Annotated in this window: 25 protein-coding genes; 13 read left to right on the top strand and 12 right to left on the bottom strand. The window is 60.8% G+C overall.

What is annotated here, in order from left to right; translation table 11 throughout:
• Positions 1-80: 80 nt before the first annotated feature.
• Positions 81-464 carry a hypothetical protein gene (locus tag K3166_RS11165; protein ID WP_221422294.1) on the top strand — a complete coding sequence of 128 codons (384 nt, stop codon included), beginning with the start codon at positions 81-83 and terminating at the stop codon, positions 462-464.
• Here K3166_RS11165 and ubiB read toward each other — a convergent pair.
• Together ubiB and ubiE are read right to left on the bottom strand one after the other, a co-directional pair.
• Positions 461-2,023 (bottom strand): 2-polyprenylphenol 6-hydroxylase, encoded by a 1,563-nt coding sequence (gene ubiB / locus K3166_RS11170; protein WP_221422295.1) that lies wholly within the window; start codon positions 2,021-2,023, stop codon positions 461-463. The genes K3166_RS11165 and ubiB overlap by 4 nt on opposite strands.
• Position 2,024: 1 nt before the next feature.
• Positions 2,025-2,756, bottom strand: coding sequence for a bifunctional demethylmenaquinone methyltransferase/2-methoxy-6-polyprenyl-1,4-benzoquinol methylase UbiE (ubiE, locus tag K3166_RS11175; RefSeq protein ID WP_221422296.1), 732 nt, complete (start codon positions 2,754-2,756; stop codon positions 2,025-2,027).
• Positions 2,757-2,812: 56 nt separating this feature from the next.
• Between ubiE and mutM the strand changes: the two genes are divergently transcribed.
• On the top strand, positions 2,813-3,628 hold the full coding sequence (gene mutM / locus K3166_RS11180) for a bifunctional DNA-formamidopyrimidine glycosylase/DNA-(apurinic or apyrimidinic site) lyase (protein WP_221422297.1): 816 nt from the start codon (positions 2,813-2,815) through the stop codon (positions 3,626-3,628).
• A 20-nt stretch (positions 3,629-3,648) separates the two neighbouring features.
• Here mutM and K3166_RS11185 read toward each other — a convergent pair whose 3' ends face one another.
• The 4 genes from K3166_RS11185 to K3166_RS11200 form a co-directional block, all read right to left on the bottom strand.
• The gene (locus tag K3166_RS11185; RefSeq protein ID WP_221422298.1) at positions 3,649-4,146 is read right to left on the bottom strand and encodes a hypothetical protein; all 498 of its coding nucleotides are present in this window, start codon (positions 4,144-4,146) and stop codon (positions 3,649-3,651) included.
• A 33-nt stretch (positions 4,147-4,179) separates the two neighbouring features.
• Positions 4,180-4,851 (bottom strand): glutathione S-transferase family protein, encoded by a 672-nt coding sequence (locus K3166_RS11190; RefSeq protein ID WP_221422299.1) that lies wholly within the window; start codon positions 4,849-4,851, stop codon positions 4,180-4,182.
• A gap of 74 nt (positions 4,852-4,925) precedes the next feature.
• The gene (locus K3166_RS11195; protein ID WP_221422300.1) at positions 4,926-5,369 is read right to left on the bottom strand and encodes a hypothetical protein; all 444 of its coding nucleotides are present in this window, start codon (positions 5,367-5,369) and stop codon (positions 4,926-4,928) included.
• Between the two features lie 71 nt (positions 5,370-5,440).
• The gene (locus K3166_RS11200; protein ID WP_221422301.1) at positions 5,441-5,803 is read right to left on the bottom strand and encodes a hypothetical protein; all 363 of its coding nucleotides are present in this window, start codon (positions 5,801-5,803) and stop codon (positions 5,441-5,443) included.
• Between the two features lie 97 nt (positions 5,804-5,900).
• Here K3166_RS11200 and K3166_RS11205 point away from each other — a divergent pair, with 97 nt between their 5' ends.
• The 5 genes from K3166_RS11205 (at position 5,901) to fghA (ending at position 9,160) form a co-directional block, all read left to right on the top strand.
• A complete protein-coding gene (locus K3166_RS11205; RefSeq protein WP_221422302.1) occupies positions 5,901-7,007 on the top strand; it encodes an S-(hydroxymethyl)glutathione dehydrogenase/class III alcohol dehydrogenase in 1,107 nt (368 codons plus the stop codon).
• Positions 7,007-7,366, top strand: coding sequence for a cupin domain-containing protein (locus K3166_RS11210; protein WP_221422303.1), 360 nt, complete (start codon positions 7,007-7,009; stop codon positions 7,364-7,366). The genes K3166_RS11205 and K3166_RS11210 overlap by 1 nt, the downstream gene beginning before the upstream one ends.
• Positions 7,367-7,428: 62 nt before the next feature.
• A complete protein-coding gene (locus K3166_RS11215) occupies positions 7,429-7,809 on the top strand; it encodes a VOC family protein (protein ID WP_221422304.1) in 381 nt (126 codons plus the stop codon).
• Positions 7,810-7,814: 5 nt separating this feature from the next.
• Positions 7,815-8,324 (top strand): prolyl-tRNA synthetase associated domain-containing protein, encoded by a 510-nt coding sequence (locus tag K3166_RS11220; RefSeq protein ID WP_221422305.1) that lies wholly within the window; start codon positions 7,815-7,817, stop codon positions 8,322-8,324.
• Entirely contained in the window at positions 8,321-9,160 is an 840-nt protein-coding gene (fghA, locus tag K3166_RS11225; protein ID WP_221422306.1) for an S-formylglutathione hydrolase, read from the top strand. The genes K3166_RS11220 and fghA overlap by 4 nt, the downstream gene beginning before the upstream one ends.
• Before the next feature lie 41 nt (positions 9,161-9,201).
• Here the strand turns inward: fghA and K3166_RS11230 are convergent, their stop codons facing one another.
• Positions 9,202-10,173 carry a sensor histidine kinase gene (locus K3166_RS11230; protein WP_247714626.1) on the bottom strand — a complete coding sequence of 324 codons (972 nt, stop codon included), beginning with the start codon at positions 10,171-10,173 and terminating at the stop codon, positions 9,202-9,204.
• Positions 10,174-10,217: 44 nt separating this feature from the next.
• Entirely contained in the window at positions 10,218-11,450 is a 1,233-nt protein-coding gene (locus K3166_RS11235; RefSeq protein ID WP_221422308.1) for a polyhydroxyalkanoate depolymerase, read from the bottom strand.
• Positions 11,451-11,650: 200 nt separating this feature from the next.
• Between K3166_RS11235 and K3166_RS11240 the strand changes: the two genes are divergently transcribed.
• From K3166_RS11240 to K3166_RS11260, 5 genes are all read left to right on the top strand, one after another.
• Positions 11,651-13,444, top strand: a complete 1,794-nt coding sequence (locus tag K3166_RS11240) for an ABC transporter transmembrane domain-containing protein (RefSeq protein ID WP_247714797.1) — start codon at positions 11,651-11,653, stop codon at positions 13,442-13,444.
• A gap of 142 nt (positions 13,445-13,586) precedes the next feature.
• Positions 13,587-15,701, top strand: coding sequence for a M13 family metallopeptidase (locus K3166_RS11245; protein WP_221422310.1), 2,115 nt, complete (start codon positions 13,587-13,589; stop codon positions 15,699-15,701).
• 77 nt (positions 15,702-15,778) lie between these two features.
• A complete protein-coding gene (locus K3166_RS11250) occupies positions 15,779-16,573 on the top strand; it encodes an undecaprenyl-diphosphate phosphatase (RefSeq protein ID WP_221422311.1) in 795 nt (264 codons plus the stop codon).
• Between the two features lie 96 nt (positions 16,574-16,669).
• The gene (locus K3166_RS11255) at positions 16,670-16,924 is read left to right on the top strand and encodes a hypothetical protein (protein WP_221422312.1); all 255 of its coding nucleotides are present in this window, start codon (positions 16,670-16,672) and stop codon (positions 16,922-16,924) included.
• A gap of 80 nt (positions 16,925-17,004) precedes the next feature.
• Positions 17,005-17,256 (top strand): hypothetical protein, encoded by a 252-nt coding sequence (locus K3166_RS11260; RefSeq protein ID WP_221422313.1) that lies wholly within the window; start codon positions 17,005-17,007, stop codon positions 17,254-17,256.
• 80 nt (positions 17,257-17,336) lie between these two features.
• On the opposite strand, the gene phhA is transcribed toward K3166_RS11260, so the two are convergent.
• The gene (gene phhA, locus K3166_RS11265) at positions 17,337-18,278 is read right to left on the bottom strand and encodes a phenylalanine 4-monooxygenase (protein WP_221422314.1); all 942 of its coding nucleotides are present in this window, start codon (positions 18,276-18,278) and stop codon (positions 17,337-17,339) included.
• Between the two features lie 58 nt (positions 18,279-18,336).
• Between phhA and ppk2 the strand changes: the two genes are divergently transcribed.
• A complete protein-coding gene (gene ppk2, locus K3166_RS11270) occupies positions 18,337-19,107 on the top strand; it encodes a polyphosphate kinase 2 (RefSeq protein ID WP_221422315.1) in 771 nt (256 codons plus the stop codon).
• 9 nt (positions 19,108-19,116) lie between these two features.
• Here ppk2 and K3166_RS11275 read toward each other — a convergent pair whose 3' ends face one another.
• Genes K3166_RS11275 through K3166_RS11285 form a run of 3 tightly spaced genes read right to left on the bottom strand, consistent with a single transcriptional unit; the run spans position 19,117 to position 22,447 of the window.
• A complete protein-coding gene (locus K3166_RS11275) occupies positions 19,117-19,971 on the bottom strand; it encodes an HTD2 family dehydratase (protein WP_221422316.1) in 855 nt (284 codons plus the stop codon).
• On the bottom strand, positions 19,971-21,203 hold the full coding sequence (locus tag K3166_RS11280) for an acetyl-CoA C-acetyltransferase (protein ID WP_221422317.1): 1,233 nt from the start codon (positions 21,201-21,203) through the stop codon (positions 19,971-19,973). The genes K3166_RS11275 and K3166_RS11280 overlap by 1 nt, the downstream gene beginning before the upstream one ends.
• 11 nt (positions 21,204-21,214) lie before the next feature.
• Entirely contained in the window at positions 21,215-22,447 is a 1,233-nt protein-coding gene (locus tag K3166_RS11285) for a CoA transferase (protein WP_221422318.1), read from the bottom strand.
• Positions 22,448-22,450 lie beyond the last annotated feature (3 nt).

Raw genomic sequence — 22,450 nt, forward strand, 5'->3', positions numbered from 1 at the left:
CAGCACGCAAAATGCGCGCGATTGCCCTCATACCCTTGGCAGCCTATGGTTTAAAAAAAGGAAACGGAGGGGTTTCGCCGATGAATTTCATTCTTGCCGCGCTTATTGCGCTGGGTGCCATGCTCGATCTCGTTCTGGGAGTGAGCTTCTTTGTCGATCCCGCCTTGGCAGGCATGGATTTCGGCATGACTGCGACCGGCCCAATGGGTCTGTCTGCCATGCGCGGAGATTTTACTGCGTTCTTTCTGGTTGCAGCAGTCTTCATGGGCTGGGGCGCATGGAAACGGCGCAGCGACGTACTGCTAGCTCCCCTTTTGCTATTCGCCACCGCGTTTACCGGCAGGTTGGTGAACCTGTTCGCTGTCGGATTCTATGAAGGCTGGTGGACACCGATGCTGGTCGAGGCCGCGCACGTTTTTGTGCTGACTTTCGCAATGCTTCGCTGGCGCAGCCAGGCAGCCTAACCGATCCAGCCTTGTGCTGCGGCCAGCCATGCGGCGAGGCCGCCGCCTGCCGCGGCCAGCGCGTAGCCAAGAATGCCGCTGCGGCCTTCCTTGCGAGTGCGCCGCTCCCACATCAGTTCGATGTCGGGCAACGGCGGCGGCTCAGGCGCGCCGCCCTTGGGCGGGAAGCGGTCCTCGATCCGGCGGACCAGATCGGGAATGCGCAGCAGGGTTTCGGTATCGGTCTTGATGCGGTCGGCAATCGCGGCTTCCGGGCCAAGCTCGTCGCGGATCCAGCTGCGCACGTAAGGCGCGGACACGTCCCACATATTGATCTGGGGATTGAGCTGTGTCGCGATCCCTTCCACCATCACCATGGTTTTCTGCAGCAGCAGTAAGTGCGGCTGGGTCTGCATGTCGAAATCGCGGGTGATGGCGAACAGCCCGTCGAGCATCTGGCCGACCGACAATTCGCTGACCGGCTTGCCGCGCATCGGTTCGCCCACGGCTCTCAGTGCCGTCGCGAATTCGTCGACATTGTGATAGCTCGGGACGTATTGCGCCTCGAAATGGATTTCGGCGACGCGTTTGTAATTGCCGGTGGTCAGGCCGTAGAGAATTTCAGCGAGCCACATCCGCGCTTGCCGGTCGATCCGGCCCATGATGCCGAAATCGATGGCCGCGATGGTACCGTCCGCTTTCACGAACAGATTGCCCTGATGCATGTCGGCATGGAAGAAACCGGCCGCAATCGCCTGCTTGAGAAATGCGAGAACGAGGCGGTTGGCGATTTCCGGAGTGTCGTGTCCTGCGGCCACCAACGCATCGACATTGCTGATCTTGATGCCGTCGACCCAATCGATGGTCATCACTCGGCCGTTCGTGCGGTCCCAGTCGATGCCGGGAATTTCGTAGCCGGGCGAACCGACCATGTGCTCGGCCAGTTCCGATGCAGAGGCAGCTTCACGGCGAAGGTCCAGTTCGCGCGCGGTCCAGCGCTTGAAATTGGCGATGATGAGCCGCGGGCGCAGGCGCGCAGCCTCCCCGCCAAAGCTCTCAAGATGCGCCGCAGCCCATTCATAGGTGTCGATGTCGCGGGCGAATTGCTCGCGCACGCCGGGGCGCAGGACCTTGACCGCGACGTGCCTGCCCTCGGTGGTCACTGCACGGTGGACCTGAGCGATAGAGGCCGCGCCGATCGGTTCGGGATCGAATTCGGAATAGAGGCTTTCGAGCGTCTGTTCGAAAGTGCTCTCGATGCTCTGCCGGATCAGTTTGAAGTCAACCGGCGGCAGGTCGTCCTGCAGCTTCAGCAGGTTGCGCGCAGCTTCCTCGCCAACAAGGTCGGGCCGCGTCGCCAGCGTCTGGCCCAGCTTGATCGCCGCAGGACCGATGGCGCGAAACGCACCCGCATAATCGGGCTCGCTCGATTTAAGGGTTCCGACGCTGAACAGGCCAATGAGGCGCTTCACAGGGGCGGGCGTATTCGGGTCATTCTGAATCCCGCGCAGGGCACCGTGACGTGCGAGAATGCGCGCCCAACGACCCAGCCGCCAGATATGCGTAGAAGGCTTGGCCACCCTAGACTTTCCATCCCGAATGGATGGCGACAAGTCCGCCCATGATCGGATCGACCCGGGTGTTTTCGAACCCTGCATCGCGGATCATTTGCTCAAACTTGGGCATGTCCGGGAAGCGGCGGATCGATTCGATGAGATAGCGGTAGCTGTCCTCGTCGTTCGCAATCGCCTTGCCGATCTGCGGCACCAGCTTGTGCGAATAGAGGTCGTATACTTCCTTGAAGCCGGGCCATTCGACCGTCGAAAATTCCAGGCAATAGAAGCGGCCGCCATATTTTAGCACGCGGTGCGCTTCTTTAAGTGCCTTGTCGATGTGGGTCACGTTCCGGATACCGAACGCGATGGTATAGGCATCGAAAGTGCGGCTGGAGAATGACAGTTCTTCGGCGTTCTGTCGGCTCCAGACGAGACCGTCGATCCCGCGCTCCATCGCGCGTTCGATCCCGACATCCAGCATTTCCTGGTTGATGTCGGACACGGTCACGCTGGCGCCATGCTCTGCCATGCGGAAAGCGATGTCGCCGGTGCCGCCCGCCATGTCGAGGATCTGTTCGCCCGGCTGCGGTTTGACCCGCCGCACGAAGCGATTCTTCCACAAGCGGTGCATCCCGACCGACATGGCATCGTTCATCACGTCGTATTTGGCGGCAACATTGGAAAAAACCTCGCCTACGCGGCCGGTTTTCTCACTTTCGTCGATGTCTTCATAGCCGAAGGAAACTGTGTCGTTCATGGCGGGGTGCCTTAGGGGGAATTGTAGCCAGCGCAAAGGGTGTTAGAGGGTAACCCATGCCAGAGCTTCCCGAAGTCGAAACAACGGTGCGCGGCCTAGCGCGGTTCCTCGAAGGGGAAACTATCACGCTGGTGCAGGTGAACCGGCCTGATATGCGGCGCCCCTTCCCGCCCGATCTGGTGCAGGCTCTTACCGGGGCGAGCGTCACGCATCTGACGCGCCGCGCGAAATACGGCCTCATTCACACCAGCCGTGACCATGCGATGATTTTCCATCTCGGTATGAGCGGGCGCTGGCGGATCGACCCGGCCGAGGATGAGAAGCACGACCATCTCGTGATCGACACGGCGGGCCACCGCTTCGCATTGAACGACCCGCGCAGGTTCGGCTCTGTGGACCTGATGACGAATGACGAGCTGGTCACGTGGAAGCCATTCGCGGCGCTGGGGCCAGAGCCGCTGGGCGAATTGCTGACGGCCGAGCACCTGCGCGAGGCGACACGCGGGCGCAAGCAGGCCATCAAGCTGCTGCTGCTCGACCAGCGGATCGTTGCCGGTCTGGGCAATATCTACGTGTGCGAGGCGTTATGGCGCTCCGGCATCCATCCCGGGAAAGCCGGAGGCAAAGTCACGATGCCGCAGCTTCGGCGGCTCGTTCCGGCCATAAAGGAAGTGCTCGAACAGTCCATCCGCGACGGCGGCAGCACCTTGCGCGATTTCGCCCAGCCCGACGGAAACCTTGGCTATTTCGCCACCCGCTTTCACGTCTACGGCCGCGAGGGCGAGGCCTGCCACCACGAGGACGGCGGCATGATCCGCCGCATCGTGCAGGGCGGGCGCAGCACATGGTTCTGTCCGGTTTGTCAGAGGTGAGTGGAGCCACCTTATCCTGCTTAGAACGGATGGAGATGTTCTCGCAGAATGTCGGCACAAATGAACTTATCGTTGAAGACCTTCATTACCCAGCGCTGCCGGTGGATGTCAGGATAAATTAGCGTCCGTTCGGCAAAATAGGCAGCTTCAACGAGAACTTTCCTTGCAGCTTCGAACGGCACACCCTCCAGACGGTCAATCCCATCTATCAGGGCTTGGACCTCGGCAATTCTGTCTAACGTTTCGGCATACTCGATACCGAAGACCTCAGCCTCAGCATCATAGTCCAGCCGGTCGAGGTCTTGTCGTTTGACCGACCCCTCAAGATACCGCTCAGCGTTTTTGACAGCTTCCTTGAGGCCATTTGTCGCGAGCAGGTCCTCGTTTTTCCAACAGCAACCGATGAGAAACCGCTGAAGCTGTCGCTCCTGAGAATTGAAAAAGCGTGGCCGCTCTTCACGCATATACGTGAGCATTTCCTTGGCATTGGTGGAACTATACCACTCATCTTCCGTCATAAATACAAACCGCCATTCGCGGCCAATCAGAGTTCACAAATCCAGCGAGGCATATTCCCGAGGCGGGGGCAGTCCGTCCATCTTCTCGCTCAGCAGCGGGCGGAAGCTGGGGCGGCTTTTCATGACCATGTACCAGTCGCGCGCCTGATCGTGGCCCTTCCACTCGATCGCGCCAAGGTAATCGACCACCGATAGCTGCGCCGCGCAGGCGAGGTCGGCCAGGCTCAGCGTCGGCCCTGCCAGCCAGCTGCGCGTGTCGACCAGCCAGTCGATGTAGTCGAGGTGGCCATGCAAGAGGCGCCCCATCTCGCGCAGCACCCGTCCATCGGGTGACTGCCGCAGGATCAGGCGCTTCTTCATCTTTTCGTGCAGGGCGGGCGCGGTCACATCGCCGTAGAAACTTTCGTCGAACAACCGGGTCAGACGGCGGATTTCCGCGCGTTGCATCGCGCTTCCCGAGATCATCGGATTGCGATCGACCGTTTCTTCGAAGAACTCGCAGATCGCCTGGCTGTCACACAGTGTGGCGCCGCGCCCCGGATCGTGCAGCACCGGCGTCCTGCCTGCCGGATTGAGCTGCCACAGGCTGTCGCGCCCTTCCCACGGGTTTTCCCGGACGAGCTCGTAGGCGACCGATTTTTCGCCCATCAACAGACGCAGCTTGCGGCTGAAGGGGCACAGGGGAAATTGGTGGAGCTGCCACATGGCTCCTGCCTATGCGACAGCAGCGCGCACGCGTCCACTGGTGCGAACGATAATGGCGAAAATTTACTGTCCGATCAGCGGTCTTGCGGAATTGTTTCCTCAAGCCGCTGCGCCAGTTCGCGCAATTGCGGAAGCATGATTTCCGCCGCGCCAGCCATCGCGCTCACGGCGTCCATCGCGCGCGGCAGGTTGCGTTCGATTTCTTCGGGCACGCGGCCCGCTTGCGGGGCGAGCGAGCGCAGGGTCGTGCCGGGCTCGACCATTGGTGCCTCTTCACCGGCGATCTGTCCCATGGCTTCCATCAGGGGCGCAACGGGCAAGTCCAGCAGCACTTCGCTTATGGCGCGCGCCATCAGCGCAACTTCGCGCTGGCGTTCCGGATCGGAGAGTTTGTCCGTCAGATCTGCCAGCTCGACTGGTTCTTCGACCTCGAGAGGGGTCTCTGTCTCCTGCGCGAAAGCGGGCATGGGTGCGGCGATTGCAACAAGTGAAGCGGCGGCAAGCAAAGCACGGCTCATGGATTGTCCTTCCGGATTTCTGTGATGCAGGATCGCTAGCAAAAACCCGCTGAAACGAGTCTGAACGAGGTTCAGAGGCCCGAAGCGTCCAGCATGAGCAGGCAGGCAGGCATGATCTCACTCAGAGATGCAGGATCGCTCGCCAATGCCGTTACTTCGGTCATGGCCAATGCGCGCATCGCCTCCCTGTCGGCTCCCGTTTCGTCCATCAAGGTGGCAGCGGTGCGCACGAAGAATTCGAGGCCTCTCACCGTCATGTCCGGATATTCCAGCATCGCCGCATCGCCATCGGTCTGGCCGCGGGCGACGGTGGCAAACGCCGTTCCGCATTTCAGCGATGCCTGCTGCTGCATATTAAGCTGCGGCACCGCAGGAGCATCCTGTGCGAGGACAGGCGAAGCAAGGACGGCGACCAAAAGAATGAGTTTACGCATGGTCTCCGCATAAGGGCTTGCTGATGAACCGCAAGCAACTTGGCTTGCGGCCCTCTCGCGCCATCCCTACCGAATGGGCAAATAGGAGAATCGCAGTATGAAAACCCGCGCCGCCGTTGCTTTCGAAGCCAAGAAGCCGCTCGAGATCGTCGAGCTTGACCTTGAAGGCCCCAAGGCGGGCGAAGTGCTGGTCGAGATCATGGCGACCGGCATCTGCCACACCGATGCCTACACGCTGGACGGGCTCGACAGCGAGGGCTTGTTCCCCAGCGTGCTCGGCCACGAAGGCTGCGGCGTGGTGCGTGAAGTCGGCCCCGGCGTGACCAGTGTGAAACAGGGCGATCACGTCATTCCGCTCTACACGCCCGAATGCCGCCAGTGTAAGATGTGCCTTTCGGGCAAGACCAATCTGTGCAGCGCGATCCGCGAAACGCAGGGCAAGGGCCTGATGCCCGACGGGACGACCCGCTTCAGCTATCAGGGCAAGCCGATCTATCACTACATGGGCTGTTCGACCTTTTCGAACTTCACCGTGTTGCCGGAAATCGCAGTCGCCAAGATCCGCGAAGACGCGCCCTTTGACACCACCTGCTATGTCGGCTGCGGTGTGACTACCGGGGTCGGCGCGGTCACCAATACGGCCAAGGTGCAGGTCGGCGACAATGTCGTGGTCTTCGGCCTCGGCGGCATCGGTCTCAACGTCATCCAGGGCGCGCGCCTGGCAGGTGCGGACCGGATCGTCGGTGTGGACATCAATCCATCCAAGGAAGAATGGGGCCGCAAGTTCGGCATGACCGATTTCGTGAACCCGAAAGAGGTCGGCAACGTCGTCGAAACGCTGGTCAACATGCTCGACGGGGGCGCGGACTACAGCTTCGATTGCACCGGCAACACGGCAGTCATGCGCGATGCCCTTGAATGCTGCCACAAGGGCTGGGGCACCAGCATCATCATCGGCGTCGCAGAGGCCGGCAAGACGATCGAAACCCGCCCTTTCCAGCTGGTCACGGGGCGCAACTGGCGCGGCACGGCTTTCGGCGGAGCGAAGGGCCGTACCGATGTGCCCAAGATCGTCGACTGGTACATGAACGGCAAGATCGAGATCGACCCGATGATCACGCACCGCCTCAGCCTCGAAGACATCAACAAGGGTTTCGACCTGATGCATTCGGGCGAGAGCATCCGCGCCGTGGTCGTCTATTGATGACGGCGAAAAAGGTCACGCTGGAGGACAAGTTCGCCCAGTTCTCCGACCACTGGGCGCCGCGCATCGTGGCGCGTTACAATGACAACGAAATCCGGCTGGTGAAGGTCGGGGGTGAGTTTATCTGGCACTGCCACGAGGATACGGACGAGCTGTTCCTGATCCTCGACGGCACGCTCGACATGGAATTTCGCGATCGCACGGAAGTGCTCGAAGCGGGCGAGCTGATCGTCATCCCGCGCGGCGTAGAACACCGGCCATGCGCGCGTCACGGCGAAGTGAAGCTGCTGCTGATCGACCCGAAAGACATGCCCAATACCGGCGACCAGAAGAGTGCCACCCTCGCAATCGACATCTGAGCGCTTGAACGCGCCCGGCCCGTCGTTAAGGTAGCGAATCGAAACCTAAGGAGAGAGACATAATGTTCAGCCACGTCATGCTGGGCGCCGATGATATCGACGCTGCAAAGAAGTTCTACGATGCCTGTTTCAAGGCGCTTGGCGGACGCGAAGCCTCGGTCGATCCGAAAGGCCGCCTGATCTACATGCACAACGGCGGCATCTTCCTCGTCACCAAGCCGATCGACGGCCAGCCTGCCACCTGCGCCAATGGCGGTACCATCGGCTTTGCAGTCGAAAGCGAAGAACAGGGCAATGCCTGGCATAAGGCCGGTCTGGAAAATGGCGGCACTGCCATCGAAGACCCGCCGGGCATCCGCTCCAGCGAAATCGGCAGCATGTATCTTGCCTATCTCCGCGATCCGGCAGGAAACAAGATCTGCGTCATGAAACGCATGGGCTAAGCCGCTTGGCTGCACCGAATGAAGAGGGACTGCGAGCCGAACTCACGGCGCTCGCGGTCCCTTTTGCGTTTTACGAACACGAAGCGGTCTTCACCGTGGAGGAAAGCCGCGGCATCAAGGATGCCATTCCCGGCGAGCATACGAAAAACCTGTTCCTCAAGGACGCCAAGGGTGAGTTCTGGCTGGTCACTGTTCCGGCCGAAGCCCGCGTCGACCTGAAAGCCCTGCCCCAGGCCATCGGCTGCAAGCGCGTGAGTTTCGGCAATCCCGAGGCGATGGAGCGCCTGCTTGGTATCACGCCCGGCTCCGTTACACCCCTCGCCATGATCAATGCCGAACCGGGCAGCGTCACCTGTGTGATCGAAGCCGGACTGGCGGCGGCGGAGCGTATAAACGTCCACCCGCTTCGCAACACCGCGACAATCGGGCTTTCCGGCGCGGATACATTGCGGCTGCTGAAGCATTGGGGTCATGCGCCGCTGGTCGCAGAAATACCGGTTCAGGAGACCGCATGAAGCTGGAATACCTTTCGCAGAACAAGGCCTTTGGCGGCGATCAGTTCGTCTGCTCGCACCAGTCGGAGGCGACTGAGACCGAGATGACCTTCTCGGTTTACGTCCCGCCCCATGCCGAAGGCGCGAAGCTGCCGGTGCTGTGGTATCTGTCCGGCCTCACCTGCACCCATGCCAATGTGACCGAAAAGGGTGAATACCGGCGGGCCTGCGCCGAACACGGTATTATTTTCGTCGCGCCGGACACTTCCCCGCGCGGTGACGATGTGCCCGACGCCAAGGACGAATACGACTTCGGCAAGGGTGCTGGCTTCTATGTCGATGCCACACAGCAACCGTGGGCAAAGCACTTCCGTATGCGTAGCTATATCGAGATCGAACTGCCCCACGTGGTGGCAAGCGAATTCCCGGTCGATCTAGCGCGCCAGTCGATCACGGGCCATTCGATGGGCGGCCACGGTGCGCTGACCATCGGCCTGCGCGATCCGGCGCGCTTCCGTTCGATCAGTGCTTTCTCCCCCATCGTCGCCCCATCCCGCGTTCCGTGGGGCGAGAAAGCCCTTTCACGCTACCTTGGCGACAATCGCGAGGCCTGGCGCGCCTATGATGCGGTCGCCCTGATCGAGGATGGCGCGCGGCACGACCACATCCTCGTTGACCAAGGGACCGCCGACCAGTTTCTGGAAGAGCAGCTTAAAACCGGCGCGCTGTCCCTCGCCTGCGCCAAGGTAGGAATGGCCCCGGAAATCCGGATGCAGGAGGGTTACGACCACTCCTACTACTTCATCTCGTCCTTCATGGCAGAGCATGTGGCCTGGCATGCGGAGCGATTGGTTTGAAGTGAATTCAGACGTTCCGCTTACGGACAGGAATCCGGCTATTAATCAGCATCGAGAACGATGCGACATTCAAGCCCTTCGGGTGAGAATATTAGTTCAGTGGTGCCATCCGGCGCGAGCGCTTTCGAGATAAGCTTCGAACCGAAACCGCTGCCCCCTCCCTGGTCGACCGGGGGCCCTCCGCTTTCCTTCCAGAGAATGTTCACGGACTTGGCGGAGCGGCTAACGGTAACCTCTACGCGGCCGGCGGGGTTCGAGAGTGCGCCATGCTTCATCGCATTGGTCAGCAATTCGTGGAACACCAACCCCAGACCCTGACTGGCCGACGCAGAAAGGGCTGCCTCATCCACGATGTTAAGGTCGATCTGGTCCTGGATGCCAGCAAAGGCGGACAACTCCGTCTCGAGAATTGCACTCGGCGCCATGGAGGTCGGCGAATCCCCGACCAGCAACTGATGTGATCGGGCCAGGGCGCCTACCCTGCCTTCGAGCGCTCTTGCGAATGCAGGAATGTCCTTTGCACCGCGCGCCGACATTTTCACCATCGATTGGATCATTGCCAGTATGTTCCGAACCCGATGGTTCAGCTCTTCGGTGATGAGTGTAAGCCTTGCCTCGTTCTGCTTGGAACGGGTGATATCGATCACCTGGCCAATCAGCTTACCGGTGGTGCCGTCGGAATTCTGCAAGGGGCGTCCAGCCGCCAGGATCCACCGGATGTTACCCTGCGCAGTTCTGATCTGGCATTCGAAAGACCATTCACGATTTTCTGCGATTGCAGTCTTTTGCAGAGCATCAACCCTTGCGCGATCAGTCTCGATCACATGATCGATAAACTTTTCGTAGCTCCATTCGTCGAGCGGCGCATCGTAGCCAAAAATCCTGTCGTGCGTGAGATTCCTCACCGCAAGGCCAGTCTGTAGATCAAGCTCCCAAATGCCAATCTGACTTGTCTCTAGAACAAGTCTGAGATGGTCGGCGCTTCGATTCTCAAACAGTTCCAAGTCCGGCATACACAGTGCTTTAAGCTAACCCTGGGACAGTGTCACTCACGCATTCAGCCGTGCTTGGCGACGAATTCCTCGACCACGGGCGCGATCTTGTCGCGCCATTTGCTGCCGTTGAAAATGCCGTAATGTCCGGCGCCTTCGGCCATATAATAGCGCTTTTTGGCAGACTTCAGATTGGGTGTCAGGTCGAGAGCGGCTTTGGTCTGGCCGAGGCCTGAAATATCGTCCCGCTCCCCCTCGATGGCAAGCAGGGCGGTTTCGGTAATGTCGCCCAGGTCGATACGTTTACCCCGGTGCATGAAGGTGCCGTTGGGGATCGCGTGGGTCTGGAAAACCTCTTCCACGGTCTGGAGGTAAAATTCCGCCGTCATGTCGCAGACGCTGCGGTATTCGTCGTAGAAATCCTTGGTCGCCTGCGCGCTCGCATCGTCGCCTTCGGTGAGGTGTTTGAACATCTCGTAGTGGCTCATCATATGATTGCCCAGATTCATGCTCATGAAGCCTGCCAGCTGCATGAAGCCGGGGTAAACGCGGCGGCCGTGCCCACGATACTGCATCGGGACGGTGGCGATAACATTGTGCTGGAACCATTCGATAGGTCGTTCCATCGCCAGATCGTTTACGCTGGTCGGCGAACAGCGCGTGTCGATCGGACCGCCCATCATGGTGAGGGTCTTCGGCGTGCAGGGATGTCCGTCGCGGTTCATGATCGCAGTCGCGGCAAACACCGGGACCGAAGGTTGGCAAACCGCCATGACATGTGCGTCAGGCCCGATATGCTCGAGAAATTCGATCACGTAGTCCATGTAATCGTCGAGATCGAAATGGCCTTCGTGCAGCGGCACATTGCGCGCATCGGTCCAGTCGGTGACGAAGACGGTGTAGTTTTCAAGCATCCGCTCGACCGTGCCGCGCAGCAACGTGGCGTAATGCCCGCTCATCGGGGCAACGACCAGAAGGCGCGGCGCATCATCGGGCAGCCCTTCGCGGTGGAAGCATTTGAGATCACCGAACGGCTTGTTGACCACGGTGGCTTCGACCACCGGCCAGTGCTTGCCTTCAGCCTCGACCGTTTCGATGCCCCATGCCGGCTTGCCATAGGTGGCAGTGGCGTGGGCGAACACTTCCAGCGCGCTCGCGGCGACCGGGCCCATGCCCATGTAATTGCCGAGCATGTTGTACGGCAGCGCCGGATTGGACAGCATTTCTGCCCCGATGGCGGCCCATGCGCTGGCGCTCGATAGCCAGCTGCGCTGGAGTTCATAGGCGTTGTAAAGCAATTGGCGTCCCCTGCTGCCCGCGCTGTTGTGTTGTCGCTGCGAGCTATCCTTGAGCCGGCAGTCTGACGGGAGTTCTTCCGTTGTGCAATGCACAAATCGGGCAAAAGTGCCATAATCTCGCCTCGCCTGTGGATTTTGCCTCCCGCGCTGCCTAGTTGGGGCGGATGGACGAGACGGGCGAAACTGCAGAAGCTGAAGCCATGCCGAAACGCGGTTTGTTCCGGCGCAGGCGCAGTGACGGGGAAACCCGCTCGCTCGGCGCGCTTGGAATGGTCTGGAATGCGGCCAAGGCCTATCCCCTCCAACTGACTTTCGCGGCAATCGCCTTGCTGGCGACAGCCCTCATCACTTCGCTTGCCCTGCCCAGCGCACTCAAGCTGATTATCGACCGCGGTTTCGGCGGCGAGGGCACGGGGGATATCGGCCGGTGGTTCCGCTATCTGCTCGCTCTCGTTGCGACGCTGGGGGTATTCACCGCGCTGCGCTTCTATTTCGTGAGCTGGCTCGGAGAGCGGGTCGTCGCGGACATCCGCCGCTCGGTGCACGAGAACCTGCTCCGACTTTCTCCCTCCTTCTTCGAGGAGAACAGCCCCAAGGAAATCTCCAGCCGGATGACCTCGGACACCGCCGTTATCGAGCAGGTCGTGGGCACCACCATTTCGGTGGCGCTACGCAATGCCATCATGGCCGTGGCAGCGGCGGGGTATCTGTTCTGGCTGGCGCCCCAGCTAGCCGTGTACATTTTCATCGGCATCCCGATTGTCATCCTCCCGATCGCGATCTTCGGTGCGCGCCTGCGCAACATCAGCCGGTCGAGCCAGGACCGCATCGCGGATGTCGGCGCAATGGTCACCGAAGTGCTTTCCGCCATGAAAGTGGTTCAGGCTTTCGGCCAGCAGGATCGCGAGGGGGCGCGCTTTGCCGATGCGGTCGAACGCACTTTCGAGACGGCCCGTCGACGCGTGTTGCTCCGCGCACTGATGACCGCCACGGCCATCACCTTGATTTTCGGCTCCATAGTGTTGCTGCTGTGGCGCGGCGCCGTGCTTGTCGAGGCAGGAGAGCTGACCGGCGGCACGATCATGGCCTTCGTATTTGCCGGCATGATCGTGGGCGGAAGCGTCGGCGCTCTCGCCGAAGTGGTCGGGGACCTGCTGCGTGCCGCAGGCGCGGCCGGACGGCTGAGCGAATTGCTGGCCGAAAAGCCGGGAATTGCAGCGCCCGCACGCCCGGAAGCCTTGCCCGAGCCTGCGCGCGGCAGTCTCTCGTTCCGTAATGTCACATTCCGCTATCCCACGCGGCTCGAGGCGCCTGCCATCACCGACTTCAGCCTTGAGGTCGAGCCTGGCGAAACGGTCGCCATCGTCGGCCCTTCGGGTGCCGGCAAGTCGACGATATTCCAGCTGGCCGAACGCTTCTACGACCCGCAGGCGGGCACCGTCAGGCTCGACGGCATCCCCCTGACCAGTGCCGATCCCGCCGCAATCCGCCGCCGGATCGCTTTCGTCCCGCAGGAAGGCGTGCTGTTCTCTGCCAGCGCACGCGACAATCTGCGCTATGGCAATTGGGAGGCGAGCGAAGAGGAAATTTGGTCCGCAGCCCGCAACGCGAATGCTACCGAATTCCTCGAACGGCTGCCCGAGGGGCTCGACACCTATCTTGGGGAAAACGGGACCCAGCTTTCAGGTGGCCAGCGGCAACGCGTCGCGATCGCCCGCGCCCTGCTGCGCGATTCGCCGATTCTCCTGCTGGACGAGGCGACCAGCGCGCTCGATGCGGAAAGCGAACGCCTGGTGCAGGACGCGCTGGAACGTCTGATGGAAAACCGCACGACACTGGTCATTGCCCACCGGCTTGCGACCGTGCGCGCGGCGGACCGGATCGTGGTCATGGAAGACGGCCGGATCGTGGAGCAAGGCAGCCATGCACAGCTGGCCGACAACGGCGGACTGTATGCGCGTCTCGCGTCGCTGCAATTCGGCCTCGAGGCCTAGAAGCGCTGCAATCCATCGACCAAGCGGCGCGGCGCTCCGACGAATGGCGACACAATTGCGGATGAGTTGCTAGTCAGGCTGCACGATGGCGCACGCGCGCAGGGGAGTGGGCGTGGCCAGGTGAATTCTGGAGAACCCTTGAATGACAAAGACTTTCCTCACCGCCGGTGCGTCCGCGCTTGCGATGATGCTCGCGGCACCAGCCGCCGCAGAAGAGTCCGGCACCCCGACGATGGATTTCGGCACATGGGGCGTGGATACCGACATGATCGACACCGAGGTCGATCCCGGTGACGATTTCAACGCTTACACAAACGGCAAATGGATTGCCGCCAACGAGATCCCGGCAGATCGCCAGCGCTTCGGCGCTTTCGACATGCTGCGCGAAGGTTCTGTCCATGATGTGAAAACATTGGTGGACGATCTGGTAGCTTCCGATCCGGCACCTGGCACCGCTGCACGCCGTATCGTCGATGCCTACAATTCGTTTGTGAATGTCGAAGCCATCGACGCCAGCGGCCTTGCCCCGGCGCAGCCTTATCTCAACGAGATCTACGGCGCTTCCAACCTGACCGAGCTCGTATCGCTGTTTGGCAAGCCGGGCTACGCCTCGATGGTAAGCGCAGGAGTGCAGGTCGATGCGCGCAATCCCACGCAACATGCCGTGGGCATCGGGTTTGACGGAATGGGCCTGCCCGACCGCGATTACTACCTCGTGGATTCGGAAAGCAATCTCGAGATTCGTACCGCCTACAAGGGCTACCTTGCCAAGATGCTGGGCGCTGCGGGCTATGCCGATCCGGCATCAGCAGCCGAAGCCGTCTACGCATTCGAGCGCAAGGTCGCCGAACTGGAATGGGCCCGCCAGGTCCTGCGCATGCCGCAGCTCACTTATAATGAACTGACGCCCGCCGATCTGACGGAAATGGCTGGGGACTTCCCGATCATGACCTTGCTGGAATCGTCGGAATTGGCCGGCCAGACCCGCTACCTCGCCGGACAGCTGCCACCCACCGCTGATGAAATCGAGGAGATGAAACTCACCGACGAACAGCTTGCCATGATCGGCGGCGGCTTGCCCGCGATGATGAAGCTGCTCACGGAAACCCCGCTGCCGACGCTGCAGGCCTATATGGCAAAGAGCTTCCTGTCTTCGAACGCCTCGGTCCTTTCGACCGAGCTCGATGATGCGAACTTCGAATTCTACGGCCGCACCATCAACGGCCAGGAAGAGCAGCGCGAACGCTGGAAGCGCGGCATCAGCGCCGTCGAAGACGCACTGGGCGAGCAGCTCGGCGCGCTTTACGTGGAGCGTTACTTCCCGCCCGAAAGCAAGGCTCGCATGGACATGCTTGTCGCCAACCTCTCTCGTTCGATGAGCATGGCGCTCGACAAGAATGAATGGATGACGCCCGAAACGATCGCCGAAGCGCGGGCGAAGCTGGAAGGCTTTGTTCCGATGGTCGGCTATCCGGCAGAATTCGAGACTTATGAAGGCCTCGAAATCGATGCCGCCGATCCGCTCGGCAACACCATGAGCGCCATCAAGTGGGCAACCGAGGATTCGCGTTCGCGCCTTGGCACGGAAGTGGACCCTACCGAGTGGGGCATGTTCCCGCAGACGGTGAATGCGTATTATTCGCCGCTGACCAACCGCATCGTGTTTCCCGCCGCCATCCTCCAGCCGCCATTTTTCAATGCGAAAGCAGATCCGGCAGTGAACTACGGGGGTATTGGCGCGGTTATCGGTCACGAAATCGGTCATGGTTATGACGACCAAGGATCGCAATTCGATGCCACCGGCACGCTGCGTAACTGGTGGCAGGATGCCGACAGGGACGGGTTTGAAACCTACACGGCGCGCATGGCGGAATTCATCGAAGCCTATTGCCCGGTCAACAGCCCGGAAGGGCCGGTATGCCTGCGCGGCAACCAGTCCATGGGTGAAACGCTGGGCGATGTGGTCGGCCTGCAGATGGCCTACCGCGCCTACAAGCTTTCGCTGAGCGGCGAAGAAGCACCGGTGATCGACGGCCTGACCGGCGACCAGAGGTTCTTCCTCGGCTTCGCCCAGATCTGGCGCGGGATGGAACGCGAGGAAAGCCTGCGCAACCGCGTGATGACGGCCAACCACCCGCCGGGCGAATTTCGCCTGAACAATGCCGTGCGCCATCTCGACGCATGGTACGATGCGTTCAACGTCGGGCCCGATGATGATCTGTATCTCGCACCTGAAGATCGCATCAATATCTGGTAACCTGCCAATCAGGCCAAAGCTTTGGGGCGGAACAGGTCGCTTGACTTGTTCCGCCCTTTCTTCATGGAAATCGCCCCATGACTTTCTTCCAAGAATTGCTGATCGCACTGGTCCAGGGGATCACCGAGTTTCTCCCGATTTCTTCCTCGGGGCACCTCATCCTCATCCCCAAGCTGACCGATTTTCCGGACCAGGGCCCGCTGATCGACGTGGCCGTCCATGTGGGGTCATTGCTGGCGATCATCCTTTATTTCCGCAAGGATGTGATGGGCCTTGCGCGCGGCGGCTTCGCCAGCGTCGGCCTTGGCAAGGATGATGCGCAGCGCCGTTTGTTCTGGTTCGTCGCCATCGGCACCATTCCGGCGGTTGTTTTCGGGCTCTTCCTCAAGCTGGGCGGCTATCTCGAAGGTTTCCGCTCGACGCAGCTGGTCGCAGTCAACCTGATCGTGTTCGGCATCCTGCTCGGCATTGCCGACAGGTTCGGGAAGGAAACCAAGGATTACGAAGACATGTCGCTCAAGGACGCGATCCTCGTTGGCCTTGCGCAAGCGATGGCGCTGATCCCGGGCACCAGCCGCTCGGGCGCCACCATGACCGCGGCCCGCGCACTTGGGTACAAGCGAGTGGAATCGGCGCGATTTTCCTTCCTCTTGGCAATTCCGGCCGTTGCAGGCGCAGGACTGCTTGCCGCGTTCGATCTCGCCGATGCAACGGCCCAGATGCAACAGGATGCCTTGGTTGCAGGCATCCTGACGTTCTTCACGGCACTGGCGACGATGGTTTTCCTGATGAATTTCCTCAAGAAAGCATCGATGCTGGTTTTTGTGATTTACCGCGTCGCTCTGGGCGTAGCCCTGCTGGCATTTTTGTAACACCGCTGGTGACTTGGCCATCTTTTTGTCACATTTGAGGAACCAATCGCCGCAATCAGGTTTGATTGGTCACGAGTAAGCCGCAAGGATTGACTGATGGGTCTGATCATTCTGGTTGTCACCGGCGCCCTTCTGGGCTGGTTGGGGACAATCGCATTAAAGATCGAAGATGGCCGAGCCATTTTCCGCAACGTGATGGCCGGCATTGCCGGATCGCTCGTTGTCGGCATCGCGACCTCGGGAGGTGTCTTTATCGGCGCCTTGCGGGCTAGTACGCTCCTGTGGGCAATGCTCGGCGCTATCATCGTGATCGGCCTGTATAATGTCGCTCGCGAGCGGGTCTTCCGCTAAACGGCGCTCACCCAATAAACCTAATTACCACGGGCTCCGTCAATGATGGCGGCACCCACAATACCAAGGGGAATAATACCATGAAGTTCAACAAAGCCATGATCATCGCTTCGGCCGCCACCATGAGCCTCGGCCTCGTCGCTTGCGACAGCGCTGCTGAGAACGAAGCTGAAGCGAACATCGAAGAAATGGAAGACGCACGCGACAACCAGGTTGATGCCATGGAAGAAGCTGGCGAAATCACTGAAGACCAGGCCGATGCCATGGACGATCAGACCGACGCCATGGAAGAGTCGATGGAAGAGCAGGCTGACGAAATCGACGAGATGTAATCTCGAAGCTTTCAAAGCTTTTCAAGATGCGGCCCCGGAGCGATCCGGGGCCGTTTTCTTTTGTGGCCTATCGAAGGCGCTTAAACCGGCTTAGCTCCGGATCCCCGGCCACCGCGCAAGGTATATTCCAGCGTCCCGCGATTGACCACGTAGTCCACGTCAATGACGGCCGTGTTGGCATAAGTGAAGCCGGGGCCCAGACTGCGATAGAGCTTGTCAAAATCGCGCTCCACCGTCTGGCGGTAGAGGTCTTCGAAACTGGAAATGACGAAATAGGTCGGCTGCAGGTCGCTGATCACGTAATCCGTCCGCATGACGCGGTCGACGTTCAGCATGATCCGGTTCGGGCTTTCCGCCTCGACCGAATAGACCACCTCGGTGGGTCCTGAGAGAATGCCCGCCCCGTAAGCACGGATATCGCCCGGCGTTTCTTCGAGCAGGCCAAACTCGACCGTGTACCAGTAGAGCGAGCCCAGCGCCTTCAGCCGGTTGTAGCGCATGGCCTTCCAACCCGCGCGGCCATATTCCTGCATATAGTCGGCGTAGACCGGGTCGGTCAGCATCGGCACGTGACCGAACACGTCGTGAAAGACGTCCGGCTCCTGGATGTAATCGAAGGTCTCACGCGTGCGAATGAAATTGCCCGCAGGGAACCGGCGATTGGCCAGGTGCCAGAAGAAAACGTGATCCGGGATCAGCATTGGCACCGGCACCACGCTCCAGCCGGTCAGCTTGTCCAGTTCTTCGCTCAGCTTGCCAAATTCCGGCACGCCGCCGCGGCCAAGATCGAGCTTTTCGGTGCCTTCCATGAATGCAGTCGCCGCCCGGCCGGGCAATACCTGCATCTGGCGTGCAAAAAGATCGTTCCAAATCGCATCGTCTTCGCTGTCGTATTCGGTCTGCTTGGGCTCCAGCCAATCCTCGCCGACATGATCGGGTTTTTTGAGCGGAGCGGTGAAGACATCATCCGGCAAATCGGGAAGCCGGGAAAAGTCTTGTTCGGTTTTTGCAAGTGTAGCCATATCGCTACGCAAGATACTACCATACGCGGCGCGATACAAACGAAGTCGGGGCTGAGGCATGAAGAAGAGCGATTACGAAGACGCAATAGAGCCGATGCAGGAGGAACTCGTCAGCATGGCCCGGTGGGCGCGGACCACGGGCCAGCGTATCGTGGTGCTGTTCGAGGGCCGCGACACCGCCGGAAAGGGCGGCGCAATCAAGGCGGTTCGAGAGCGGCTCAATCCGCGCCAGTGTCATGTTATCGCTCTCTCCAAACCGAGCGAAGCCGAACAGACCCAGTGGTATTTCCAGCGTTATGTGAAGCACCTGCCATCTGCTGGTGAAATCGTCCTGTTCGACCGCAGCTGGTACAATCGTGCTGGCGTCGAAAAAGTGATGGGATATGCGGATCAGGAGCAGGTCGACAGCTTCCTGTGCCAGGCGCCGACTTTCGAAAAAATGCTGGTCGACGATGGTATCCTGCTGTTCAAATACTGGCTCGGCACCGATCAGGAAATGCAGGAAGAACGCCTGCGCGAGCGGCTCGAAGACCCGCTCAAGCGGTGGAAGCTTTCACCCGTCGACCTGGCGGCGCGCGGCAAATACGATGACTATACTGCGGCGCGCGAAGCGATGCTCAAGGCGACGCACAGTGATTGGGCGCCCTGGACCCTCGTCGATTTCAACGATCAGAAACGCGGCCGCCTGACGCTTGTCCGCAACTTGCTCGACCGCCTGCCGGACACCCATAAGGAGCCGCCTGCGATTGATTTCCCCGATCTGGAGCATGACCCGGCCGTGGAAACCTACAGTGTGCTGAAACCTATCACGGACTTTCCCGCCGGCTAGGCCAATCGATCAGCCAAGCGACGCGCCGGCTTTGACCACCTGTCTGCCATCACCGGCAAACGCGCCCATTTCGATGGTATCGCCGTCCCCGCGCAGGGCCAGGTGCAGCGGCTCTCCGCAAATCCCGGGGCTCACGCCTCGGAAGGTAAAACTGGCGAGACGGTTTTCACCGAAGCGCTGGCCCGCAAGCTGCAACAGGAGACTGGCGCTGAGCGGTCCGTGCACGACCAGTCCGCGGTATCGTTCGATGTCACGGGCATAGGGCGCATCGTAATGGATACGGTGCGTGTTGAAGGTCAGCGCCGAGTAGCGGAACAGAAGCCGCTCGTCGGGCAGGATTTCACTGTGCGTGTCCCATTCGAAAGGATCGAAGCGGCCTCCCCCGCTCTCGGGCGGCGATAGCGGCGCGTCAGAAGCCAGGCCTTCGAGGTACACGATGCTTTGCCGCTCCGTTACCGCAAGTTCGCCGTCCGCGCGGGTTTGGTGGTCCACCTCGACAAACACCATGTCGCCGCGGCTGCCTGATTTCGGGGTGATCGAGGCAATCTTGCTGGTCCGCTCAATGTCCGCGCCAACATTGATGGGAGCATGAAATTGCATCGCACTCGATGCCCACATCCGGCGGGGGAGTGCGATGGGCGGCAGGAAGCCAGCATCGCCCTCTTTCCGCATGGGATGGCCGTCTTCGCCAAGCTGCCCGGTCCGTGCATCCGGCGTACACAGGCACAGGTGGATCCCCTGAGGCATGGCAGAGCCTGACAGAACATCGCGGTCGAAAGTCGCACTCCAGCGAGCGGCAAGGCCGGGTTCCAGCCTGTCAAACGAGCGTTGCTCGCGTCCTACCCATTCCTGCCAGTCGTTCATCAGGCGGCGCGCTCGAAAACGGCGGCCATGCCTTGTCCGCCGCCAATACACATGGTCTCCAAGCCGTAACGCACTTCGCGGCGCTGCATCTCGTGGGCCATATCGGCGAGGATGCGAATGCCGGTCGCGCCGATGGGATGGCCCAGGGAAATGCCCGATCCGTTCACATTGACGATCTCGCGGCGGCTGTCGTCGTCTGAAAAGCCCCAGCCTTTCAGCACGGCCAGCGCCTGCGGGGCGAAAGCTTCATTGAGTTCGATGAGGTCGATATCGTCCCAGCCCAGCCCGTTCTTTGCAAACAGCCGCTCGACCGCCGGAACCGGTCCAATACCCATCCGCGATGGGTCACAGCCCGCCGCGCTCCATGAATGGAACCACAGGATCGGTTCGAGGCCCAATTCCTCAACCTTGTCTTCGGCCACGACAAGGCAGGCGGCGGCCGCGTCGTTTTGCTGGCTGGCGTTGCCAGCGGTAACAATGGCGTCAGGATCGCGTTTGCCGTCGATCGGGCGCAATTTGGCCAGGCTTTCCATATCCGCATCCTCGCGGAATCCTTCGTCCTTGGAGAAGACGACCGGGTCGCCGCGACGCTGGGGAATTTCAACCGGCACCAGCTGTTCGTCGAACTTGCCTTCGCCCCATGCACGCGCGGCATTCTGGTGGCTGCGCACGGCAAACGCGTCAGAAGCTTCGCGGCTGATGCCGTAATCCTTGGCGAGGTTTTCGGCTGTCTCGATCATGCCCGTGATGACGCCGAAGCGTTCGATCGGCTGGCTCATCAAGCGGCCCCGCGTAAGCCGGTCCCACAGCGCCATGTCTCCCATCCGCGCGCCCATGCGGGCCTTGGTCGTGTAATGTTCGACATTGCTCATGCTTTCGACGCCGCCCGCCAGCACGCAATCCGCCACTCCCGTCTGGACCATCATGGCTGCCGTGGCGACCGCCTGGAGGCCCGAACCGCAGCGCCGGTCGAGCTGGAAGCCAGGAACTTCGATCGGGTAACCAGCGGCCAGCCAGCTCCATCGGCCAATGGCAGGCGCTTCGCCGCTGCCGTAGCCTTGGCTGAAGACCACATCGTCAACACGCATCGGATCGACGCCGGAACCTTCGACCAATGCATTGATGATGACCGCGCCGAGCTGCCCGGCTTCCAGAGGAGCGAGGCTGCCAAGGAACTTGCCAACCGGCGTTCTCAGCGGCTTGCAGATGGCGACGCGGCGTAGTTGGGTCATGTCGGGTCCTTTTAGGAAGAGCGGGCGTCGGAAAAGCGGGCAATGCCGCGGTCGACGAGATCGCCGATAGTGCCGGAGGACAGGCCGAGACGTTCGGCCAGAACTTCCTCGGTATGCTGGCCGAGATAGGGCGCGGGAGCCGGTGCAGCGGCCTCCCGATCAGGGATGTTCGCGAAACTGCGCGTGGCAGGATATTCAAACCCGCTCGGGTTGGCAGAAGTGTTGGTGAACAGCGGATTTTCGTCCACCAGAACGGGATCGTTCGCCGCTTCGTACATGGTGCGATACCGCTCGAAGGTGCAGCCCTGCGCGCCCATGCGCGCTTCGAGATCGGACCAATCCAGCGCATCGGCCTTGGACTGAAACAGATCGAAAAGCGCATGGCGATGTTGAAAGCGCGGGCGGTCGCCATCGGCAAAACGCACGCCAAGTTTGTGTTCCAACTCGGCCATTTCGCTGTCCGCTTCGAATGCCTTTACTAGGCCTGCCCACTGCTTTGCAGTCAGCGCGGCAACCATGAAACGCACCCCGTCGCGGCTCCGGAAATCACGCCCGAACGCACCCCAGATGGCATTGCCCAACCGTTCGCGGTTCCCGCCGCGGTAGAGCATTTCCGCCATCGCACCGCTGTTGGCCATCGTGCCGATGGCGACATCGCCCAAGGGCACGCGAAGCTGGCTTCCTTGGCCCGTCTTGTCGCGGTGGCGCAGCGCTGCAAGCATCGAAAATGCGCAATAGGCCCCTGTGATGAAATCCCACGCCGGAAGGACCTGGTTGACCGGCGGTGCGGTTTCGAGATCCCATTCTTCCGGTCCGCACATCAGCGGATATCCGCTGGCGGCATTCACGGTGAAATCCATCGCCTGGCGCCCATCGTGCCAGCCCATGATCCGCACGCTGACGAGATCGGGACGCTTGGCTGCAATCGCCTCATGCGAAAGAAAGCTCTTCTCCGGCAGGTTCGTGATCAGATTGCCGGTTTGGGCCGACAGTTCGACCAGCAGTTCGCGCCCTTCTTCGCTTCTCAGGTCGAGTGCGACCGATTTCTTCGCCCGGTTGAGGTTCTCCCACGAGAGCGAGCGCCCTTCCTCGGTGAGCATATAGCGATCGTAGTCCAGGCCGCCTTCCTTGTGATCGACGCGGATCACTTCGGCACCCATCTGCGCGCAATACAGCCCGGCCGTGGGCGAGGCGACGAAGCTCGAAGCCTCGATTATCGAGAGATCATCAAGGAGATTATACACGCC

It is taken from the genome of Qipengyuania psychrotolerans (assembly GCF_019711355.1).
Classification (GTDB): domain Bacteria; phylum Pseudomonadota; class Alphaproteobacteria; order Sphingomonadales; family Sphingomonadaceae; genus Qipengyuania; species Qipengyuania psychrotolerans.